At 55.3% G+C, this 15,262-nt stretch carries 18 protein-coding genes and 1 pseudogene; 11 read left to right on the top strand and 8 right to left on the bottom strand.

Annotation, left to right across the window (positions count from 1 at the left end):
• Nucleotides 1–26: 26 nt before the first annotated feature.
• The 3 genes from N3G78_13760 (at nucleotide 27) to N3G78_13750 (ending at nucleotide 2,435) form a co-directional block, all read left to right on the top strand.
• Nucleotides 27–731 carry an aspartate/glutamate racemase family protein gene (locus N3G78_13760; GenBank protein ID MCX8118980.1) on the top strand — a complete coding sequence of 235 codons (705 nt, stop codon included), beginning with the start codon at nucleotides 27–29 and terminating at the stop codon, nucleotides 729–731.
• Between the two features lie 9 nt (nucleotides 732–740).
• Nucleotides 741–1,895 carry an FAD-binding oxidoreductase gene (locus N3G78_13755; protein MCX8118979.1) on the top strand — a complete coding sequence of 385 codons (1,155 nt, stop codon included), beginning with the start codon at nucleotides 741–743 and terminating at the stop codon, nucleotides 1,893–1,895.
• An 81-nt stretch (nucleotides 1,896–1,976) separates the two neighbouring features.
• Nucleotides 1,977–2,435, top strand: a complete 459-nt coding sequence (locus N3G78_13750; protein ID MCX8118978.1) for a bacterioferritin — start codon at nucleotides 1,977–1,979, stop codon at nucleotides 2,433–2,435.
• A gap of 63 nt (nucleotides 2,436–2,498) precedes the next feature.
• Here N3G78_13750 and N3G78_13745 read toward each other — a convergent pair whose 3' ends face one another.
• From N3G78_13745 to N3G78_13710, 8 genes are all read right to left on the bottom strand, one after another.
• Nucleotides 2,499–3,029, bottom strand: a complete 531-nt coding sequence (locus N3G78_13745; GenBank protein MCX8118977.1) for a YeeE/YedE thiosulfate transporter family protein — start codon at nucleotides 3,027–3,029, stop codon at nucleotides 2,499–2,501.
• A gap of 2 nt (nucleotides 3,030–3,031) precedes the next feature.
• Nucleotides 3,032–3,553, bottom strand: coding sequence for a YeeE/YedE family protein (locus N3G78_13740; GenBank protein ID MCX8118976.1), 522 nt, complete (start codon nucleotides 3,551–3,553; stop codon nucleotides 3,032–3,034).
• A 94-nt stretch (nucleotides 3,554–3,647) separates the two neighbouring features.
• Complete coding sequence (locus N3G78_13735) at nucleotides 3,648–3,953, bottom strand: zf-TFIIB domain-containing protein (protein ID MCX8118975.1); 306 nt, start codon at nucleotides 3,951–3,953, stop codon at nucleotides 3,648–3,650.
• Complete coding sequence (locus tag N3G78_13730) at nucleotides 3,947–5,671, bottom strand: solute carrier family 26 protein (protein MCX8118974.1); 1,725 nt, start codon at nucleotides 5,669–5,671, stop codon at nucleotides 3,947–3,949. The genes N3G78_13735 and N3G78_13730 overlap by 7 nt, the downstream gene beginning before the upstream one ends.
• 8 nt (nucleotides 5,672–5,679) lie before the next feature.
• Nucleotides 5,680–6,255: a YeeE/YedE family protein gene (locus tag N3G78_13725; GenBank protein MCX8118973.1), complete on the bottom strand. Its 576-nt coding sequence runs from the start codon at nucleotides 6,253–6,255 to the stop codon at nucleotides 5,680–5,682.
• Nucleotides 6,255–6,770 (bottom strand): YeeE/YedE family protein, encoded by a 516-nt coding sequence (locus tag N3G78_13720; GenBank protein MCX8118972.1) that lies wholly within the window; start codon nucleotides 6,768–6,770, stop codon nucleotides 6,255–6,257. The genes N3G78_13725 and N3G78_13720 overlap by 1 nt, the downstream gene beginning before the upstream one ends.
• Before the next feature lie 84 nt (nucleotides 6,771–6,854).
• The gene (locus N3G78_13715; GenBank protein ID MCX8118971.1) at nucleotides 6,855–8,276 is read right to left on the bottom strand and encodes a rhodanese-like domain-containing protein; all 1,422 of its coding nucleotides are present in this window, start codon (nucleotides 8,274–8,276) and stop codon (nucleotides 6,855–6,857) included.
• Between the two features lie 70 nt (nucleotides 8,277–8,346).
• Nucleotides 8,347–8,847, bottom strand: a complete 501-nt coding sequence (locus N3G78_13710; protein ID MCX8118970.1) for a universal stress protein — start codon at nucleotides 8,845–8,847, stop codon at nucleotides 8,347–8,349.
• 177 nt (nucleotides 8,848–9,024) lie between these two features.
• Here N3G78_13710 and mocA point away from each other — a divergent pair, with 177 nt between their 5' ends.
• The 8 genes and pseudogenes from mocA to N3G78_13670 all read left to right on the top strand — a co-directional run.
• On the top strand, nucleotides 9,025–9,615 hold the full coding sequence (gene mocA / locus N3G78_13705; protein MCX8118969.1) for a molybdenum cofactor cytidylyltransferase: 591 nt from the start codon (nucleotides 9,025–9,027) through the stop codon (nucleotides 9,613–9,615).
• 23 nt (nucleotides 9,616–9,638) lie between these two features.
• Nucleotides 9,639–10,454, top strand: coding sequence for a selenium-dependent molybdenum cofactor biosynthesis protein YqeB (gene yqeB / locus N3G78_13700; protein MCX8118968.1), 816 nt, complete (start codon nucleotides 9,639–9,641; stop codon nucleotides 10,452–10,454).
• A 77-nt stretch (nucleotides 10,455–10,531) separates the two neighbouring features.
• Complete coding sequence (gene yqeC / locus N3G78_13695; protein ID MCX8118967.1) at nucleotides 10,532–11,284, top strand: selenium cofactor biosynthesis protein YqeC; 753 nt, start codon at nucleotides 10,532–10,534, stop codon at nucleotides 11,282–11,284.
• The gene (locus N3G78_13690; GenBank protein ID MCX8118966.1) at nucleotides 11,281–11,859 is read left to right on the top strand and encodes a hypothetical protein; all 579 of its coding nucleotides are present in this window, start codon (nucleotides 11,281–11,283) and stop codon (nucleotides 11,857–11,859) included. Before yqeC ends, N3G78_13690 begins: the two co-directional genes overlap by 4 nt.
• Nucleotides 11,860–11,865: 6 nt before the next feature.
• Nucleotides 11,866–13,500, top strand: a complete 1,635-nt coding sequence (locus N3G78_13685; protein MCX8118965.1) for a glycosyltransferase family 39 protein — start codon at nucleotides 11,866–11,868, stop codon at nucleotides 13,498–13,500.
• Nucleotides 13,497–14,582: an XdhC family protein gene (locus N3G78_13680; protein MCX8118964.1), complete on the top strand. Its 1,086-nt coding sequence runs from the start codon at nucleotides 13,497–13,499 to the stop codon at nucleotides 14,580–14,582. The genes N3G78_13685 and N3G78_13680 overlap by 4 nt, the downstream gene beginning before the upstream one ends.
• Before the next feature lie 82 nt (nucleotides 14,583–14,664).
• Nucleotides 14,665–14,754, top strand: a pseudogene (locus N3G78_13675) (prepilin-type N-terminal cleavage/methylation domain-containing protein).
• A 305-nt stretch (nucleotides 14,755–15,059) separates the two neighbouring features.
• Nucleotides 15,060–15,262: prepilin-type N-terminal cleavage/methylation domain-containing protein (locus N3G78_13670; protein MCX8118963.1), on the top strand; the 203-nt coding region annotated here is incomplete at its 3' end.

Raw genomic sequence — 15,262 nt, 5'->3', positions numbered from 1 at the left:
CTGTCGAAGAGGGAGAGGTTTGTGTTATGAAGATGAATTCGGAGGTGGTCGATTCGGGAAGACCGTCGCTCGGCATCATCCTTCTGGACACGCTCTTTCCAAGACCGATTGGAGATGTCGGCAATCCCGGGACCTTTCCCTTTCCTGTCCTCTATGAGGTCGTCAAAGGGGCCATTCCTTCACGGGTGGTTCAAGGGAGGGACTCTTCCCTTTTGCCGCCATTTATCGAGGCCGCCCGGCGACTGGTAGAAAGGGGAGCCAAGGCCATCACCACCAGCTGTGGATTTCTCGCCCTCTTCCAGAGAGAGCTGTCCACCGCGGTCCCGATTCCGGTCTTCACCTCTAGCCTGGTTCAGATTCCTTGGGCTTATGAATTGGTGGGCCGAAGGGGAAGGATCGGGGTGCTCACGGCCGACCCTCAAGCCCTGGGGATCGATCATCTCCAAAGCGTCGGTGCCGAAGGGACGCCGGTGGTCATTGGCGGGATGGACCCCGAGGGGGAGTTTTACGAAACGTATGTGAGGAACCGCCCTCGGGCTGACTTTGGAAAGGTGGAGGGGGAGATCGTGGCCAAACTGGAGGAGATGCTCAGGGATCATCCCGACCTCTCCGCCCTTGTCCTCGAGTGTACGAATATGGCCCTCTACCGGAGGGCTCTGAGGAAGATCTTCGACCGGCCCATCTTCGATATCCTTACCCTCATCCACTATCTCCATTCGAGTTTAAAGTGAGGGACGCCATTGAAACAGGTCGCAGAGGTGGTCATCATTGGAGGTGGCATTATCGGGGTGAGCATCGCCTATTATTTGAGCCAGAGGAGGCCCGGAAGGATCCTCCTCCTCGAAAAGGGGCAATTGGGAGGGGGATCCACCAGCCGATGCGTAGGGGGAATCCGAACCCAATTTTCCACCGAGATCAACATCCTCTTCTCCCTCGAATCGATGAAGACCTTCGACCATTTTGAAGAGGAGTTCGGGGTCGATCCCGAATTCAGGAAGGTCGGTTACCTCTTTCTGGCCACCACCGAACCGGAGACAGAGGTCTTTCGACAGAACATGGCCCTCCAAAAACGATATGGGATTCCTGTGGAGTGGTGGGAACCTGAGGAGATCCGGAGGCGATGTCCCTACCTGAGGACCGAAGACGTTTTGGGCGGGACCTTTTGCGCCTTAGACGGGTATGCCGGTCCGAGCGAAGTGCTGACCGGATTCGCCAAAGGAGCCAGGAGAGAAGGGGTGGAGATATGGGAAGGAGAGGAGGTGAAGGCCGTGATCATCGAAAGGGGGGAGGTGAAGGGCGTTCGGTCGGATCGGCACGAAATTTCGGCCCCCGTCGTGGTCAATGCGGGAGGTCCCTATGCGGCCTTGATCGGCGAGATGGCAGGCCTGAAGATCCCCGTGACGCCTTTACGAAGACAGGTCTTCGTGACGGCTCCCTTCCACCTCACCGACCAGCCCATTCCCCTCACCATCGATTTTCACAGGGGATGGTATTTCCGAAGAGAATTGGACGGATTTCTCCTTTCAGGCCCTCTCGACCAAACGCCCAGTTTCAACACCGAAACCGATTACGAAGCCCTGGTCGAGGCCTCGGAGAACGCCATCTTTCGCGTCCCGGCCTTCGAAAGGGCCAGCATTGCGAGGGGCTGGGCCGGGCTCTATGAAATTTCGCCCGACCATCATGCCATCCTGGGCGAGGTCCCGGGCCTAAAGGGCTTCATCCTTGCCAATGGGTTCAGCGGCCACGGGTTTCAGCACAGTCCGGCGGTCGGAAAGGTGATCGCGGAGCTCATCACCGAGGGGAGGACCACAACCCTCGATATCTCCCCGCTTTCCATTGAACGTTTCGAGAAGGGAGAGATCCTCCTCGAGCCGATGACCGCCTTCAGGGATTGACCCTACCCGCAGGTTTGTCTTGTCATCTCGGAGGGAATGTTATAAGATTAGGGCAAATCCATCTCATCGAAAGGAGGACCTATGAGCAGCAAGGTGATCGATCTGTTGAATGCGGCGAGGTCGCGAGAACTCCATGCCATCGCCCAGTACATGGCCCAACACTACGAGCTGGAAGACCAGGACTTCGGGAAGCTGGCCTCCAAGTTCAAGGAGATCGCCATCCAGGAGATGAAACATGCGGAGAAGCTGGCCGAAAGGATCCTCTTCTTAAAAGGCGAGCCCACGTCCAAACCGGACGATACGCCCAAAAAGGGGCAGACCATTCCCCAAATGCTCGAGACGAACATGGCCCTGGAGGCCCAGGCCATGAAGATGTACAACGAGGCCGCGGTCGTCTGTGCCTCTGAAAAGGATCATATCTCTAAGGAGATCTTCGAGGAACTCCTCAAGGATGAGGAGGAGCATTACAATTACTTCGACAATGTGAAGGATCACATCGACAAGTTGGGAGCCCCCTATCTCGCCACCCTGACGGGCTGAGGCCAGAGAGATCCCTCTCCCTTCCTGTCCGTCCATGGCGTCTTTAAAAGGGAGAGGGATGTTTCATGCCTTCTTCTTTTCGATCAGGAGGAGGAGGCTTAACAGGAGGGCCCAGAGGATCGGGATGAGGACCCAGTGGTGGATCCCCAGAAGTTTGGGCAGGGTCATCTTCCCGTGATCGCCCCATTTCAGCAAGCTGTCTTTCACCAGGGGATAGGCCTCCGCGAAGAGGCCGGCCCCTACGAGCATCCCGAGGACCCCTCCCCAGAAGGCATCCCACCTGCCTTCGCCCGTCGCACCCACTGCGGTTCCCGGGCAGTAGCCGAGAAGGCCCCATCCCAGGCCGAAGAGAAGGCCTCCGATGACGTTGGCACCCAAGACGAGGGGCTTGACGCTCAGCTTCCCCCACCCCATATCCACGAAGAAGTAAACGCCCACCATCCCGACCAGGACCGCACTGACCATGATTTTGAGGATGGTAAAGTCCCGCAACAGGAGGACTCCGATCTGTCGGTCATATCTCAAGGCTTGTCCCTTCTGAAGGAGGAACCCGAAGAGGATGCCGGTGATCAGTCCCAGTACAAGCTGTCCCATTTTTACTTTCCTCCTTTCCCATAAAGGAGGCGTGCGGAGAGGAGGCCTCCAATAAAGAAGAAGACGAGGGCGAGCCAACCGCTCACGGCCAGTTGCAGCGAACCGCTGATCCCGTGGCCGCTCGGTCAGCCATCGGCCATCCGAGCTCCGAACATCAGGATCACCCCTCCCAAGAAGGCGACGACCCCCCTTTTGAAACGTTTTGGCCCGAACCGTCTCTCCCAGGTGGGGGGGACGAACCTGCTTTTAAATTCCCCCGAGAGCTTCGCTGCGAGGAAGGCGCCGATGAGGATCCCAAGGACCTCCATCCACTGCCAATCGATGATCGGCTTGATCTCCTTAAAGTAAGGGGCCGTGGCCACGTGCCCCGGCACGAAGAGGCTCTCGATCATCCCGACGGTGCGGACAAAGGTGGTCGAGACGCCGAGGTACTTTCCCGCGGTCAGGACAGAAAACCAGGTCAATAATCCCAGCAAGGCGCCGGTGAGATAGGGCGACCATTGAGGTTTTTTAAGAAAGTTCATTCCGTTGCCTCCTTTCTCGGACCCCAGGCCTTTCCCATGGGAATGGCCCTCTCCCTTCGAAAGAGGGTCTTTTGAAGGGAGAGGGGGAAGCGGTTCACTTTTTGAACACGCTGAAAAGTTTGTCGAGGCTCGATTTTTCGAGCTTCGAGACGGCCTCGAGCTCTCCGGCATCCAGCCAGACCCCTTCGCACTCGGAGCATTTATCCACCTTGATATTTTTGTAGTCGATCTCGATCAGTTCCATCCCGCATTTCGGACACCGCATATAGTGGAGCTCCCGAAGCCTCTGTTTCTCTTGCTCGGCCATCTTCTTGTGTTTCTCTTCCTCGATCTTCTTCTTCCGCTCGAACTCCAATCGGGCAAAATACTCCTCTTCTTTTTCGCTCGGCTTTTTTAACATCGCTCGCCTCCTTCTTGATTGGGATGCCGCCCTATTTCGGGGCGGGGGAAATGCTTCGCCTCCTCCATCTCTTTCAATGCCTGTTGGATCGAGGGGAATTGAAGGCGGGGCCCATACCTCTCTTCCCATCCCGCCCTTTCCACCAGGTCCCGGACGGGACCCCTCATCTCTGCAAAGAGGAACCGTACCTTTCCTCTATAAGCATCCATGATCTCTTCGAGGGCATCGATCGCCACGGCATCCATGTCGTTTACGCCTGAGCAGTCGAGGATGACCCATTTGGCCTCTGGCCTCTCTACGAGGTTCTGATGGATCAGGTCTTCGAGAAATTTTGTGTTGGCAAAGTAGAGCGGGGCATCCACCCGGAGGATCAACCCGCGGGGAAATCGCCTTGCCTCCGGAAACCGTTTCACGTTTCTGAAAACCCCTTCTCCTTCAAGGAGGCCTAACTCCGCGGCATGGGGTCTGGAGCTTCGCCAGATGAAGAGGCCCAAGGAGAAGGCGATCCCTGTTAGAATTCCAGCGGCCCCTCCAAAGATCAGGGTCGTTGCAAAGGTGAAGACCCAGGTCCAGCCATCCACCGGCCGGATTTTAAAGAAATGTCGGGCCTTTTGAAAGTCCATCAGCCCGGAGACCGCAACGAGGACGATCCCTGCCAGCACCGCGTTCGGAAGGTGGTAGAAGAGAGGAGCGAAGAAGAGGAGGGTAAGAAGGATCAAACCGGCGGTGATCAGGGAGGCCAAACCGGTTCGGGCCCCGGCCTGGTGATTGACCGCGGTCCTGGAAAATCCTCCGGTCACGGGGTAGCCGGAGAAGAGAGAGGCCGCAAGGTTGGCCAATCCCAGGCCCCTCAATTCCTGGTCCGGTTCGATTTTATATCGTTCTTTGATGGCGATGAGTTTGGCGATGGAGATCGACTCCATATATCCGACAAAAAGGATCGTCAGGGCAACCGGAAAGAGGAGACGAAGGGATTCCAGGGAGATTTCAGGAGGGCGCCACTTTGGCAACCCTGTGGGCACCACGCCCACGACCCGGACCCCATGGAGGTCCAGGCGGATCAGGTAGGAGATCAAGATGCTGCCCGCTACCAGGAGGAGGGGAGCTGGAAATTTGGGGGCGTATTTTTTAAGGAGGATGAGCAAGAGGACGGAGCCCACGCCGATAAAGCAGGTCAAAAGGTGTGTCTCACCCACTCGACCGATGGCTTCCCAGACCATGCCGAACGGGGAGGGGTGGACGGGGAGTTTGATCCCCAAAAGATGACCCAGCTGGCTGACGGCGATCGTGATGGCAGCGGCCGAAGAAAAACCGCTCATGACCGCATGGGAGACGAAGTGGATGAAGAAACCCGCTTTCAGGAGGCCGAGCAAACATTGGAGGATCCCGATCAGGAATGAGAGGAGGAGGACGAGCTGGATGTAACGATCCGATCCCGGTTCGGCCAAGGGGGAGACGCCTGTAAGGACGAGGAGCGAAATCATGGCCACGGGTCCAACGGCGAGATGCCTCGAAGATCCGAAGAGGGCGTAGAGCATCAGGGGAAGGGTGGAGGCGTAGAGGCCCATGACCGGAGGAAGGCCGGCAAGCATGGCATAGGCCATCCCCTGCGGGATGAGCAGGAAGGCGATCATCACCCCTGCCCCCAGATCGGCTTTCAACTCTTGCCTGTTATAGGATTTTAACCACCCGGCCGCAGGGAGGAAGGACTGGAGCATAACGCGATTTAAAGGCCCGCTCTCTCGAGCCAATAGAGGATGGCCCCGAGAAGGAGGGAGACCGGGATTACGACCCACCAGGGATTGGTTTTGAGCAACTGGGGAAAGGTGATCTCGCCGAAATAACCTCGATTTAAAACCGTCCGCTCCAATTTAGGATAGATCTCAGCAAAGATGCCTGCCCCCAACAGGAGACCGACGATTCCGCCGAAGAGGGCATCGAGAGACCCCTGCCCGGTGGCTCCAGCCAGTGTGCCAGGGCAGTAGCCGAGGATGCCGAATCCCACGCCAAAGATCAGCCCTCCGATCAGGGTGGAACCGAGGGAGCCGGGTTTGGGATGGAGCTGGGCTAGGCCCAGGCTCCTCAGCAGGTGGACGACGACCATGCCCGTCCCCACGGCCGAAAGCATAATCTTTAGGACCGTGAAATCGGTCAGGAGGAGTTGGCCGAGGATGATGTCGTAATAGGTGACCCCTCCCTTCTGAAGGAGGAGGCCGAAGAGCACGCCTCCTCCCAACCCAATTCCCAACTGGAGGTTCCTTTTATTGTGAAGTCCGGTCAGCATGGCCCACCCCCATCTCATCAAGCATGAAAAAGGAGCATGGCGGTCAATATCCCTCCGAAGAAGAAGGAGAGGACGGCCAGCCAGCTACTTGCGGCCAGTTGCAATGTGCCGCTGATGCCGTGGCCGCTGGTACAGCCACCGGCCCAACGGGCGCCTATCCCGACCAGGACCCCACCGACGAGGGCCACCGCCCATCTAAGAAGGGGGGTATGGCCGAAGGATTCGGACCATCTCGTCGGCACCCATGTGAGTCTGAATGAACCGGAGAGGAGGGAGGAGAGGAAGGCGCCGATGAAAATTCCGAACACAAACATCCATTCCCAGTCGATCTCCGGCGCAAATTTTCTATAGTAGGCCTTCTCTTTGACCCCCTTTCCCCGAAACAGACCTTCGATCATGCCGCTTGTGCGGGAAAAGGCGGTCGAACATCCAATCGGTTTATCGGAGAGGAGGAAGGTGAGGCCGCTGAGTATCCCTATCCCGATCCCGACGAGATAGGGAGACCAACGTTCCATCGTCAAACATTCCATGATCATTCCCCCTTCTACGTGTGGGCCGAGGGGCAGGGAACAGCTCCTCTTTTCACGGACCGGAGGAGATGTCCCCTGCTCCCTCTTCTATTTGTTGGGTTTGGACCAGGTGGGGCCGTGAGGGGCCACGCAGGCCGGACATTCGGGGCCAAGGCCAGCCGCATTGTATCCGGTCATCCCACCGGCAACGTTCGTGACCTCTTTGAATCCATATCGTTTGAGGAGGCTCGTGGCGATGCTCGACCGGTGGCCCGTGTTGCAAATGACCATGATGGGAAGGTTTGGATCTAATTCGGTGTGTCTCTTTCTTAGGTCGGGGAAGGGAATGTTGATTGCCCCCTCGATATGAGCCGTTGCAAACTCCCTCTTCGCCCTCACGTCGAGAAGGGTTGCCTTAGGGCCGGATTTCATCCTCTGGTTAAGCGTCCCGACAGAGATCTGCTCCACCCGGTCCGAGGGGAGGCCCGCCTTGGCCCACTCATATATGCCCCCCTCCAGGTAGCCGATCGCCCTGTCTAAACCGACGCGTCTTAGTTGGACAACGGCCTCTTCGGCTTGCCCCGCATTCTCCGCCACGAGGAGGATGTCCTTTTCCGGAGGAAGGATCCATCCCGCAAAAGTGGAGAAGTTTCCTCCAAAATCGATATGGTAGGCGCCTGGAACATGTTGCCCGCCGAAGGCCTCGTAAGGACGGATGTCGAGGACGATCGTATTGTCCTGTTTCGTTCTCTGGTAGAAGGAAAACGGATCGAAGGGTGTAAGGCACGGGAGATTTTGGACAAGGGTCGGTCCTTTTCGATTGATGTCGCTACAACGGCTGAAGTGGTCGGGCGCCTCGGGCATATCGGTGGTGAGGAGATCGATGAACTTATTGAGGTCTTTGGTCAAGAAGGCGTAATTGTATCTCTTTTCATATCCGATCGTGCTCGTCCTTTTGGCGGACATTGCCCTTCCGCAGAGGGACCCCGCGCCGTGGGCGGGATAGACCTCGCAGAAATCGGGGAGCTTCTCGAGCTTCTGGAGGCTCTGGTAGAGTTTGGTGGCCAACTCTTTGGCGATCCCCGGAAAGAGATCGGGCCTTCCGACATCTCCGACGAAGAGGGTGTCGCCGCTGAAGAGGGCGACCGGGTCTTCTCCCCTCGAGTGGTCGACCACGATGTAAACGAGGTGCTCGGGCGTATGTCCCGGGGTTTCGATCACCCTCAATTCCATGTCCTCTATTTCGAAGGCATCCCCTTCGCTGAGGGCGATGTGCTCGAACTGGCAATGACCGGATTTCGGGGCATAGATCTTGGCACCGGTCTTTTCTACCAAATCCATATGACCCGAGATGAAGTCGGCGTGGAGATGGGTTTCGAGGATGTGGGTGATCTTCAACCCCATCGCCTTGGCGGTGTCAAGGTAGACATGAATGTCTCGCTTAGGATCGATGACGGCACAGGTTTTCGAGCCGCAGAGCATGTAAGAAATGTGCGACAAACCAGGGACGAAGAACGATTGGATCAGCATAAGACACCTCCTTGAGTGAAATCCCGTTCAAGAGGGGAAGACCCCTTCGGGTTTCGTCAAAGAGTGGCGATTAGATCCCATCCCATTCGATCTTTACCTTTTCGGGCAGGGGGACGATGAAGACCGGTTTCTTGGTTCGGTTCAAGACCGCACTGGAGACACTTCCGAGAAAGGTGTGGGCGAGAAAACCCTTCCCGTGGGACCCCATCACGATCAGGTCGCAATTCTCTTCCTCGGCCACATTGAGGATCTCATTGGGAGGATAGCCCACCGGAACCAGGACCTTGGAGATTAAATCGAGGCAGGGAGCGCCGATCTCGGCCTCTGCCTTCTTACAGAAGTTCTGGAGACTTCCCTTAATTTTTTCAACCAATTCCTCATGTCGTTTCTCCCGGGATTCGCCGACCATTGCGACGTAGGACAGCGCAAATTCAGGGATGGGTTCAACCGCATGGAGGATGATGATGTTTGCCCTGTATTTCTTCGCCAAGTCTAATGCGTAGAGAAAGGCGTAGGAAGAATTTTTGCTCAGGTCCGTTGCGTAGAGGATCTTTTTAATTTCGGGCTCCATTGGACTCCTCCTTGAAGGGTAGATTTAAGGGGTTGCCCCCTTCCAGCTTTACCTATTCTATACTTTTTCTCTCCTCTTTTCAAACGGACCCTTCCTTGCCCGATAAGGAGAGGGGGCATCTTGACATCCCCTCTGGACGCAGATAAAGTTTACTTATTGTGAAGCTGGAAGGAAGAAATGGGGGTTTCTGCCATTCTCCTTGGGGCGGGTCGATCGCATAGGATGGGAAGGGATAAGCTTTCCCTCCCTTGGGGACGGGAGACGATCTTCCAACGCTGCCTCCGGACACTCCTCCGCTCCGAGGTCGAGGAGGTCATCCTGGTGGTCAACGATCGGACCCGGAAGCAGATAGATGGGAATCTTTGGAAGGAGAAGAAGGTAAGGGTCGCTTTAAATCCCCATCCCCAAAAGGGGATGAGTTCTTCCATCCGTTGCGGGGTGAAATCGGTAAGTCCTCGAAGCAAGGGGATTCTCATCGCCCTGGGGGATCAGCCCTCCCTGAAGTCCAGGACGGTGAGGGCCTTGGTGGAGGCCTTTGAGACGAAACAGGATAAAATCATAGTCCCGATTTTTAAGGGGCGAAGAGGGCACCCGGTCATCTTCCCGATGAGATTTAAAGGGGAACTTTTGAGGCTAAAAGGGGATGAAGGAGGCCGGTCCATTCTGAAGAGATATGCGGCCGAGGTCCATGAGGTCAAGGTGAGGTCGGCTGGAGTTCTCCAGGACATCGATACCTGGGAGGATTATCGAAAGAAATGGGGGCATTAGAGGAAGACGGTAGGAGAAGGCACGTGTCACCCGATAAGAGGCTTTCAGATCTAATCGTTTTGATCCGGGGGGCGGGAGAGATGGCAAGCGGCGTGGCACACCGTCTCTTCCGGTCCCATTTCAGGATCTGCATGACGGAGATCTCCACCCCTCTTGCGGTCAGACGAGGGGTCTCTTTCTGCGAGGCGGTCTACGAGGGAGTCAAAGAGGTAGAAGGGGTGCGGGCGAAACTGTTCGCAAGGCCGATGGAGATCGAGATGGGTTGGAAGGAGGGATTCATTCCCATCCTGATCGACCCGGAGCTGAAGCGAATCAAAGAATTCCTCCAGCCCGATGTCATTGTGGACGCGATCCTGGCAAAGCGGAACCTCGGGACCTCTATCCAGGATGCTCCTTTGGTCATCGGCCTCGGTCCTGGATTCTGTGCGGGCAGGGATGTCCATGTCGTCATCGAGACGAACCGTGGCCACCATCTGGGCAAGGTGATCCTGAAAGGCGAAGCCGAACCGGATACGGGCATTCCAGGCGAGATCGGCGGATATACGGTGGAGAGGGTTCTTCGGACTGCCAAGGCAGGGATCTTCCGGCCCCAGACCTCGATTGGAGAGAGGGTGACCCGGGGCACAGTGGTGGCGGTGGTGGAGGATTATCCTGTGATCGCCGAGGTGAACGGGGTGGTCCGGGGCCTTCTTCGCCAAGGGGTCGAGGTGAAGAGGGGGATGAAGGTGGGCGATATCGATCCCCGTGGGAAGAGGGAATACTGTTTCACCATTTCAGAGAAGGCGAGGGCGATCGCCGGTGGCGTGCTGGAGGCGATTCTCCACTGGTACAATAAATGACCTCGGTCGAGCAAAAAATCGGCCCCATCCCCTCCCAATGGACTCTCTCGGAGGCCCTTGGACTCGGGAGAAGGGAGATGATCAGCCTGACCGGGGCAGGGGGCAAGACGACCCTGATGTTCCGGTTGGCCGAAGAATTGAAGGAACGGGGCAAAAGGGTGGTCACCACGACCACGACCAAGATATTGGAGCCGTCGCCCGAGGAGAGCCCCCATCTTTTCATATCCGGAGAGCAAAGGGAGCTTTTGGAGTTCGCGAAAAGCCATCTGGACAGGTATAGACACATCACCCTTGCCTTGGAGAGATTGGAAGGAAGAAAATTGAAGGGAATTCCCCCTGAATTTGCCGATGACCTCTGGGAAAAGGTGGAGGTCGATTTCATCCTGGTCGAGGCCGATGGAGCGGCTGGCCGGCCGGTCAAGGCCCCGAGGACCTGGGAACCCGTCCTCCCTTCCAAGACGACCACGGTGATCGGCCTGGTTGGACTGGATGGGATCGGGAAGAAGCTTAATGAAGAGGAAGTGTTTCAACCGGCGCTCATCTCCAATCTGACCGGAATCCCGATGGGGGAGGAGATGACGGAGGAGGGGGTTGTTAGGTTGATCGTCCATCCGGAAGGAATTTTTAAAGGGGCGCCCCCCTCTGTTAGACGAATCGCCTTCCTCAATAAGGTCGACATCCCAAATGGGTTGGCTTTGGGAAAGAGGGTGGCAAGGGGGATCGTTGAAAAAGGATGTCCCATGATCGAAAGAATCGTTTTGGGCACCTTGAGAGAAGGGACTAAGGTCGCCGACGTGATTCTCCCGTTAGGAGCAGGGGGGGGACGATGAAATATTGGGGCACCCTCTTGGTTGGATTCGTGGTCTTTTCAGGATGGGTCTCCCCTGGTGTGGGGGAAGAATACTCTCTCCAGTATTTCATGTCGAGGTTGAATTCAAAGTCTGAGGCCTTGACGAAACAGGAGAGAACCATTCTGATCGACCAGATCCATCGGAGGCTTGAGAGGGTGAGAGAGGTCAATCACCAGATCACCCATCGCCTGAAGACCGGGGGCATTGAGATGAGTTATCAGGAAGGCGATTACTGGGTCTCCAGGTTGAAAGAGGATCGGAACTCGATCGAGGAGGCCATCGAGCAGACGAAAAGGTTACAGGAAAACCTCAATCACCTCGTCTCAGCGGTTCGCCTCTATAAACTCCTGAGAGACCTCTCGACGAACCTGAACGGTTTAAATAATATCCCCCTTTTTTCAGGTATGGTTGGAGACTTGGCCCCGGAATTGGGGCTCTGGACGGATCCGGTCTTCTATCAGCTTTACCTTTTACCTCTTGCCAGAGATAAAAATCTTGAAAGGGGACCTTCTCCGAAGACCAAAAGACCTTCCCCTCCCGCCAAAAAACCATAGCTTTCCATGGAAGGATTAAACCGCAAGCCCTCTGGAGCTTCCCTTTACACGAAAGGGATCGGTCCCTCGTTGGTGGCGATCCTTGCCCTGACCTTCTATTTGAGGTTCCTTTTCTTCGGGCAGTACATCGACGGAGATGTTGGAAATGTGGCTTATATGGGATGGCGGATGGCAGAGGGCGAGGTCTTGATCGATCGAGAGGGGCCAGGAAAGCCCCCCCTTTATCCGATGTTATACGCCGTCTTCGTGATGCTTTTTGGTCCTTCGGTCCTCGGATTAAAACTCTTTGGCACCCTCTTCGCCCTGATGGCCGTCATCGCCATTTACTGGGTCGGTCAACAGGCTTACGGGAAGGGGGCCGGTCTTTTCTCCGCTCTCCTCTTCGGGGTCTTTTCTTCCGCCCCGATGGTCGAGGGAGGCACGGTCAATCTCGAAACCCTTTTGCATCTCCCTTCCTTGCTATCGATCGGTTTTTTCCTTAAGGCCAGTCAATCAGATCGGGCAAGGGGGTACCTCCTCACAGGAATCTTTGGGGCCTTGGCGACCCTCGTCAAACAGGTCGGGGGTGTCGTTTTCTTGACCTTCCTATGTTGCGAGGGGTCTCGAGGGGTGGCATTCAAAAGACGGGCGATCCGCTTAGGCCTCCTGGGAGGAGGAGCCCTCTTGCCCATTCTTGGGGTGGTTTCCTTCTTTTTATACCATGGCTATTCCCCGGAGGTGCTCTACGATTCGATGCTCGGAAGCAATCTCCGGTATATCCAGAGAGGGTATGAGGATTCGAACCTGATCTATTTTTTCGCCGCAAGCATGAAGAGGATCGTTCTCGAGAACAGCTTGCTCTGGATAGGAACCCTGTTCTCCCTGGGGGTCTTGTTCTCGAAAAAGAAAGGCGGTCGGCTTGAAGTTCCGGACCGGATTTTCCTCTGGTGGGCATTTTGGTCTTTTTTGGCCGTGTGTATTCCCGGGACATTTTACGCCCACTACTTCCTCCTGGTCGTCGCCCCATTCTCCCTCCTGACTGCTCATGGCATCCTCTGGGCATGGGAAAGGACGAAATCCCTTTCGGCTCTCTCGAAAAAGATTTCGCGAGGGATTTTGACCTTCGTCCTTACCATTTCCGCTTTTCTCTTTGTCAGAACCGATTATAAATACTTCTTCACCTATAGTTCCACCGAGCAGACGATCCATCAGTTCAAAGGACTCGACGGTATATTTGACAGCTATCAATACGGCCTTTACAATTTCATTCAGCATCACCTGGCTTCCTATCTCAAGGCAGCCACGGAACCGAACGAGACCCTCTATGTGTGGGGAATCGCCCCGCAGGTCTATTTCCTGGCCCAACGGAGGGCGGCCACCCAATACCGAAACAATTTCAACCTGAGCGAGAATGTCACCCGAACTCCTCATAAGGACTTTGCGGGATACAAAGAGAAGGTGATCGAGGAGATTACCCACTCTCCTCCCGCCTATATTCTCAAAATCTTCGAGTTAGAACATTTTCCCGAGCTGAAGTCGATGGTGGAGAAAAGATACGAGATTGACCCAAAGGTGGATGAGATCTTCATTCCTCCTCATAAAATTCGGCTCTATCGTAAAAAAGACGGTCAATTCTATACAGGAGGGGAAGGGGCCCTATGAAGGAGATTTACCGAGAAATTGTTTATCGCCTTGAATCGGGCGACCCATTAGGTCTGGCCACTCTCATCAGGAGGATCGGATCCGCACCGAGGGAGCCAGGGGCAAAATATCTGGTGAGAAAAGATGGAACAGCGCTCGGGTCCATCGGTGGTGGGTGTGTCGAAGCTGAGGTTTGGCAGGAAACCATGAGGGCGATAGAACGCCAGGAGAGGAAGGTGCTCCATTTCAATTTGACTTCAGAACAGCTTGCCGCAGGGGGGCTCATCTGTGGAGGCAATATCGAGGTCTTCGTCGAACCCCTCCTTGCGGAATATCTGCCCCTCTATAAGAAGGTTTTAGAGGTGATGGAGGAGAGGGCGGAGGGGGTTCTTGCCACGGTCGTTTCGGCCGAGGGCGCCACATCAAACCTCAAGGAATCGAAAGCCTTCTATTCCCGAAAAGGAGGAAGCGTGGGAGCCCTCCCCGAACATCCACTCCTGGAGGGGCGCCTGAAGAACGAAATGGAACGGATCTTGAAGCTTAGGAGGCCTGAGGTCGTGACCGTCCCTCCATCGCAAGGAGAGTTCGGTCCATGGGGTAAGCTCCAGATCCTTCTGGAGCCCGTCTTTTCTGCGTTCACGGTTTATATCTTCGGGGCAGGCCACATTTCCGAACAGCTTGCACCCTTGGCCAAAAAGGTCCATTTCAGGGTCGTGGTGATCGATGATCGGGAGATGTTCGCAAACAGGGAACGCTTTCCTGATGCGGATGAAATCATCGTCACCGATTTCGATAAGGCCTTTGAAAAGGTCCCCGTCGATTCCTCCAGCTTTATCGTCATCGTGACCCGAGGGCACCTATACGACGGACTTGTCCTTAAAGAGGCGGTAAAGACAGATGCTTGCTATATCGGGATGATCGGGTCGCGGAAAAAGATTGCTACCCTGTACAAAAAATTGTCAGAGGAGGGGATTCCGGAATCGATGTTCAATAAGGTCCATGCTCCCATCGGACTCGACATCGGTTCAGAAACCCCCGAAGAGATTGCCATAAGTATCGTTGCCCAATTAATACAGGAAAGAAGAAAAAGATTGGCATCATAATTGCAGATAACCCAATTGCTTGACAAAAATTGAAAAATTGGATAAATTCCCGGAAAATTTCGAAAGGGGGACATTAAAGGTGATTAAAAACCGAAAAGGGTTCACATTGATCGAGCTCATCATCATAATTGTTATTATCGGAATTCTGGCCGCTGTTGCGATTCCAAGGTATATTGACCTGACCCGGGATGCCTCTGATGCCACGGCCAGGGGGGTCTTGGGAGCCTTGAGAAGCGCAAATGCCATCGTTTTTGCCGATCGGTTGATCAAGGGGACGACGGCCACTTATGGGATGACGGAGATCGTCACAAATGCCGGGATCCAGGGGGTCAATTATACTTACAATACGACCAATTTTACGATGACCGCAGGAGGAGTGGTTTATACCTTCACCCTTTCACCGATCACGCTCCAAGCCCCGACCACCTTCGGGACCATTACGGCGGCTACCACCACCTGGTAAAGAGGAGGGAAATCATGAGAAAAATGGAGAAGGGTTTTACGTTAATCGAATTGATCATCATCATCGTCATCATCGGGATCCTCGCGGCTATCGCCATCCCGAGGTATCTCGATCTCACCCGCGAAGCCGCAGATGGAACCGCCAGGGGGGTCTTGGGAGCCTTGAGAAGCGCAAATGCCATCGTTTTTGCCGATCGGTTGATCAAGGGGACGACGGC

The sequence above is a fragment of the Thermodesulfobacteriota bacterium genome (genome assembly GCA_026415035.1).
Classification (GTDB): domain Bacteria; phylum Desulfobacterota; class BSN033; order BSN033; family UBA1163; genus RBG-16-49-23.
The sequence above is the reverse complement of the archived record's forward strand: the minus strand, read 5'-3'. Positions and strand labels throughout refer to the sequence as shown.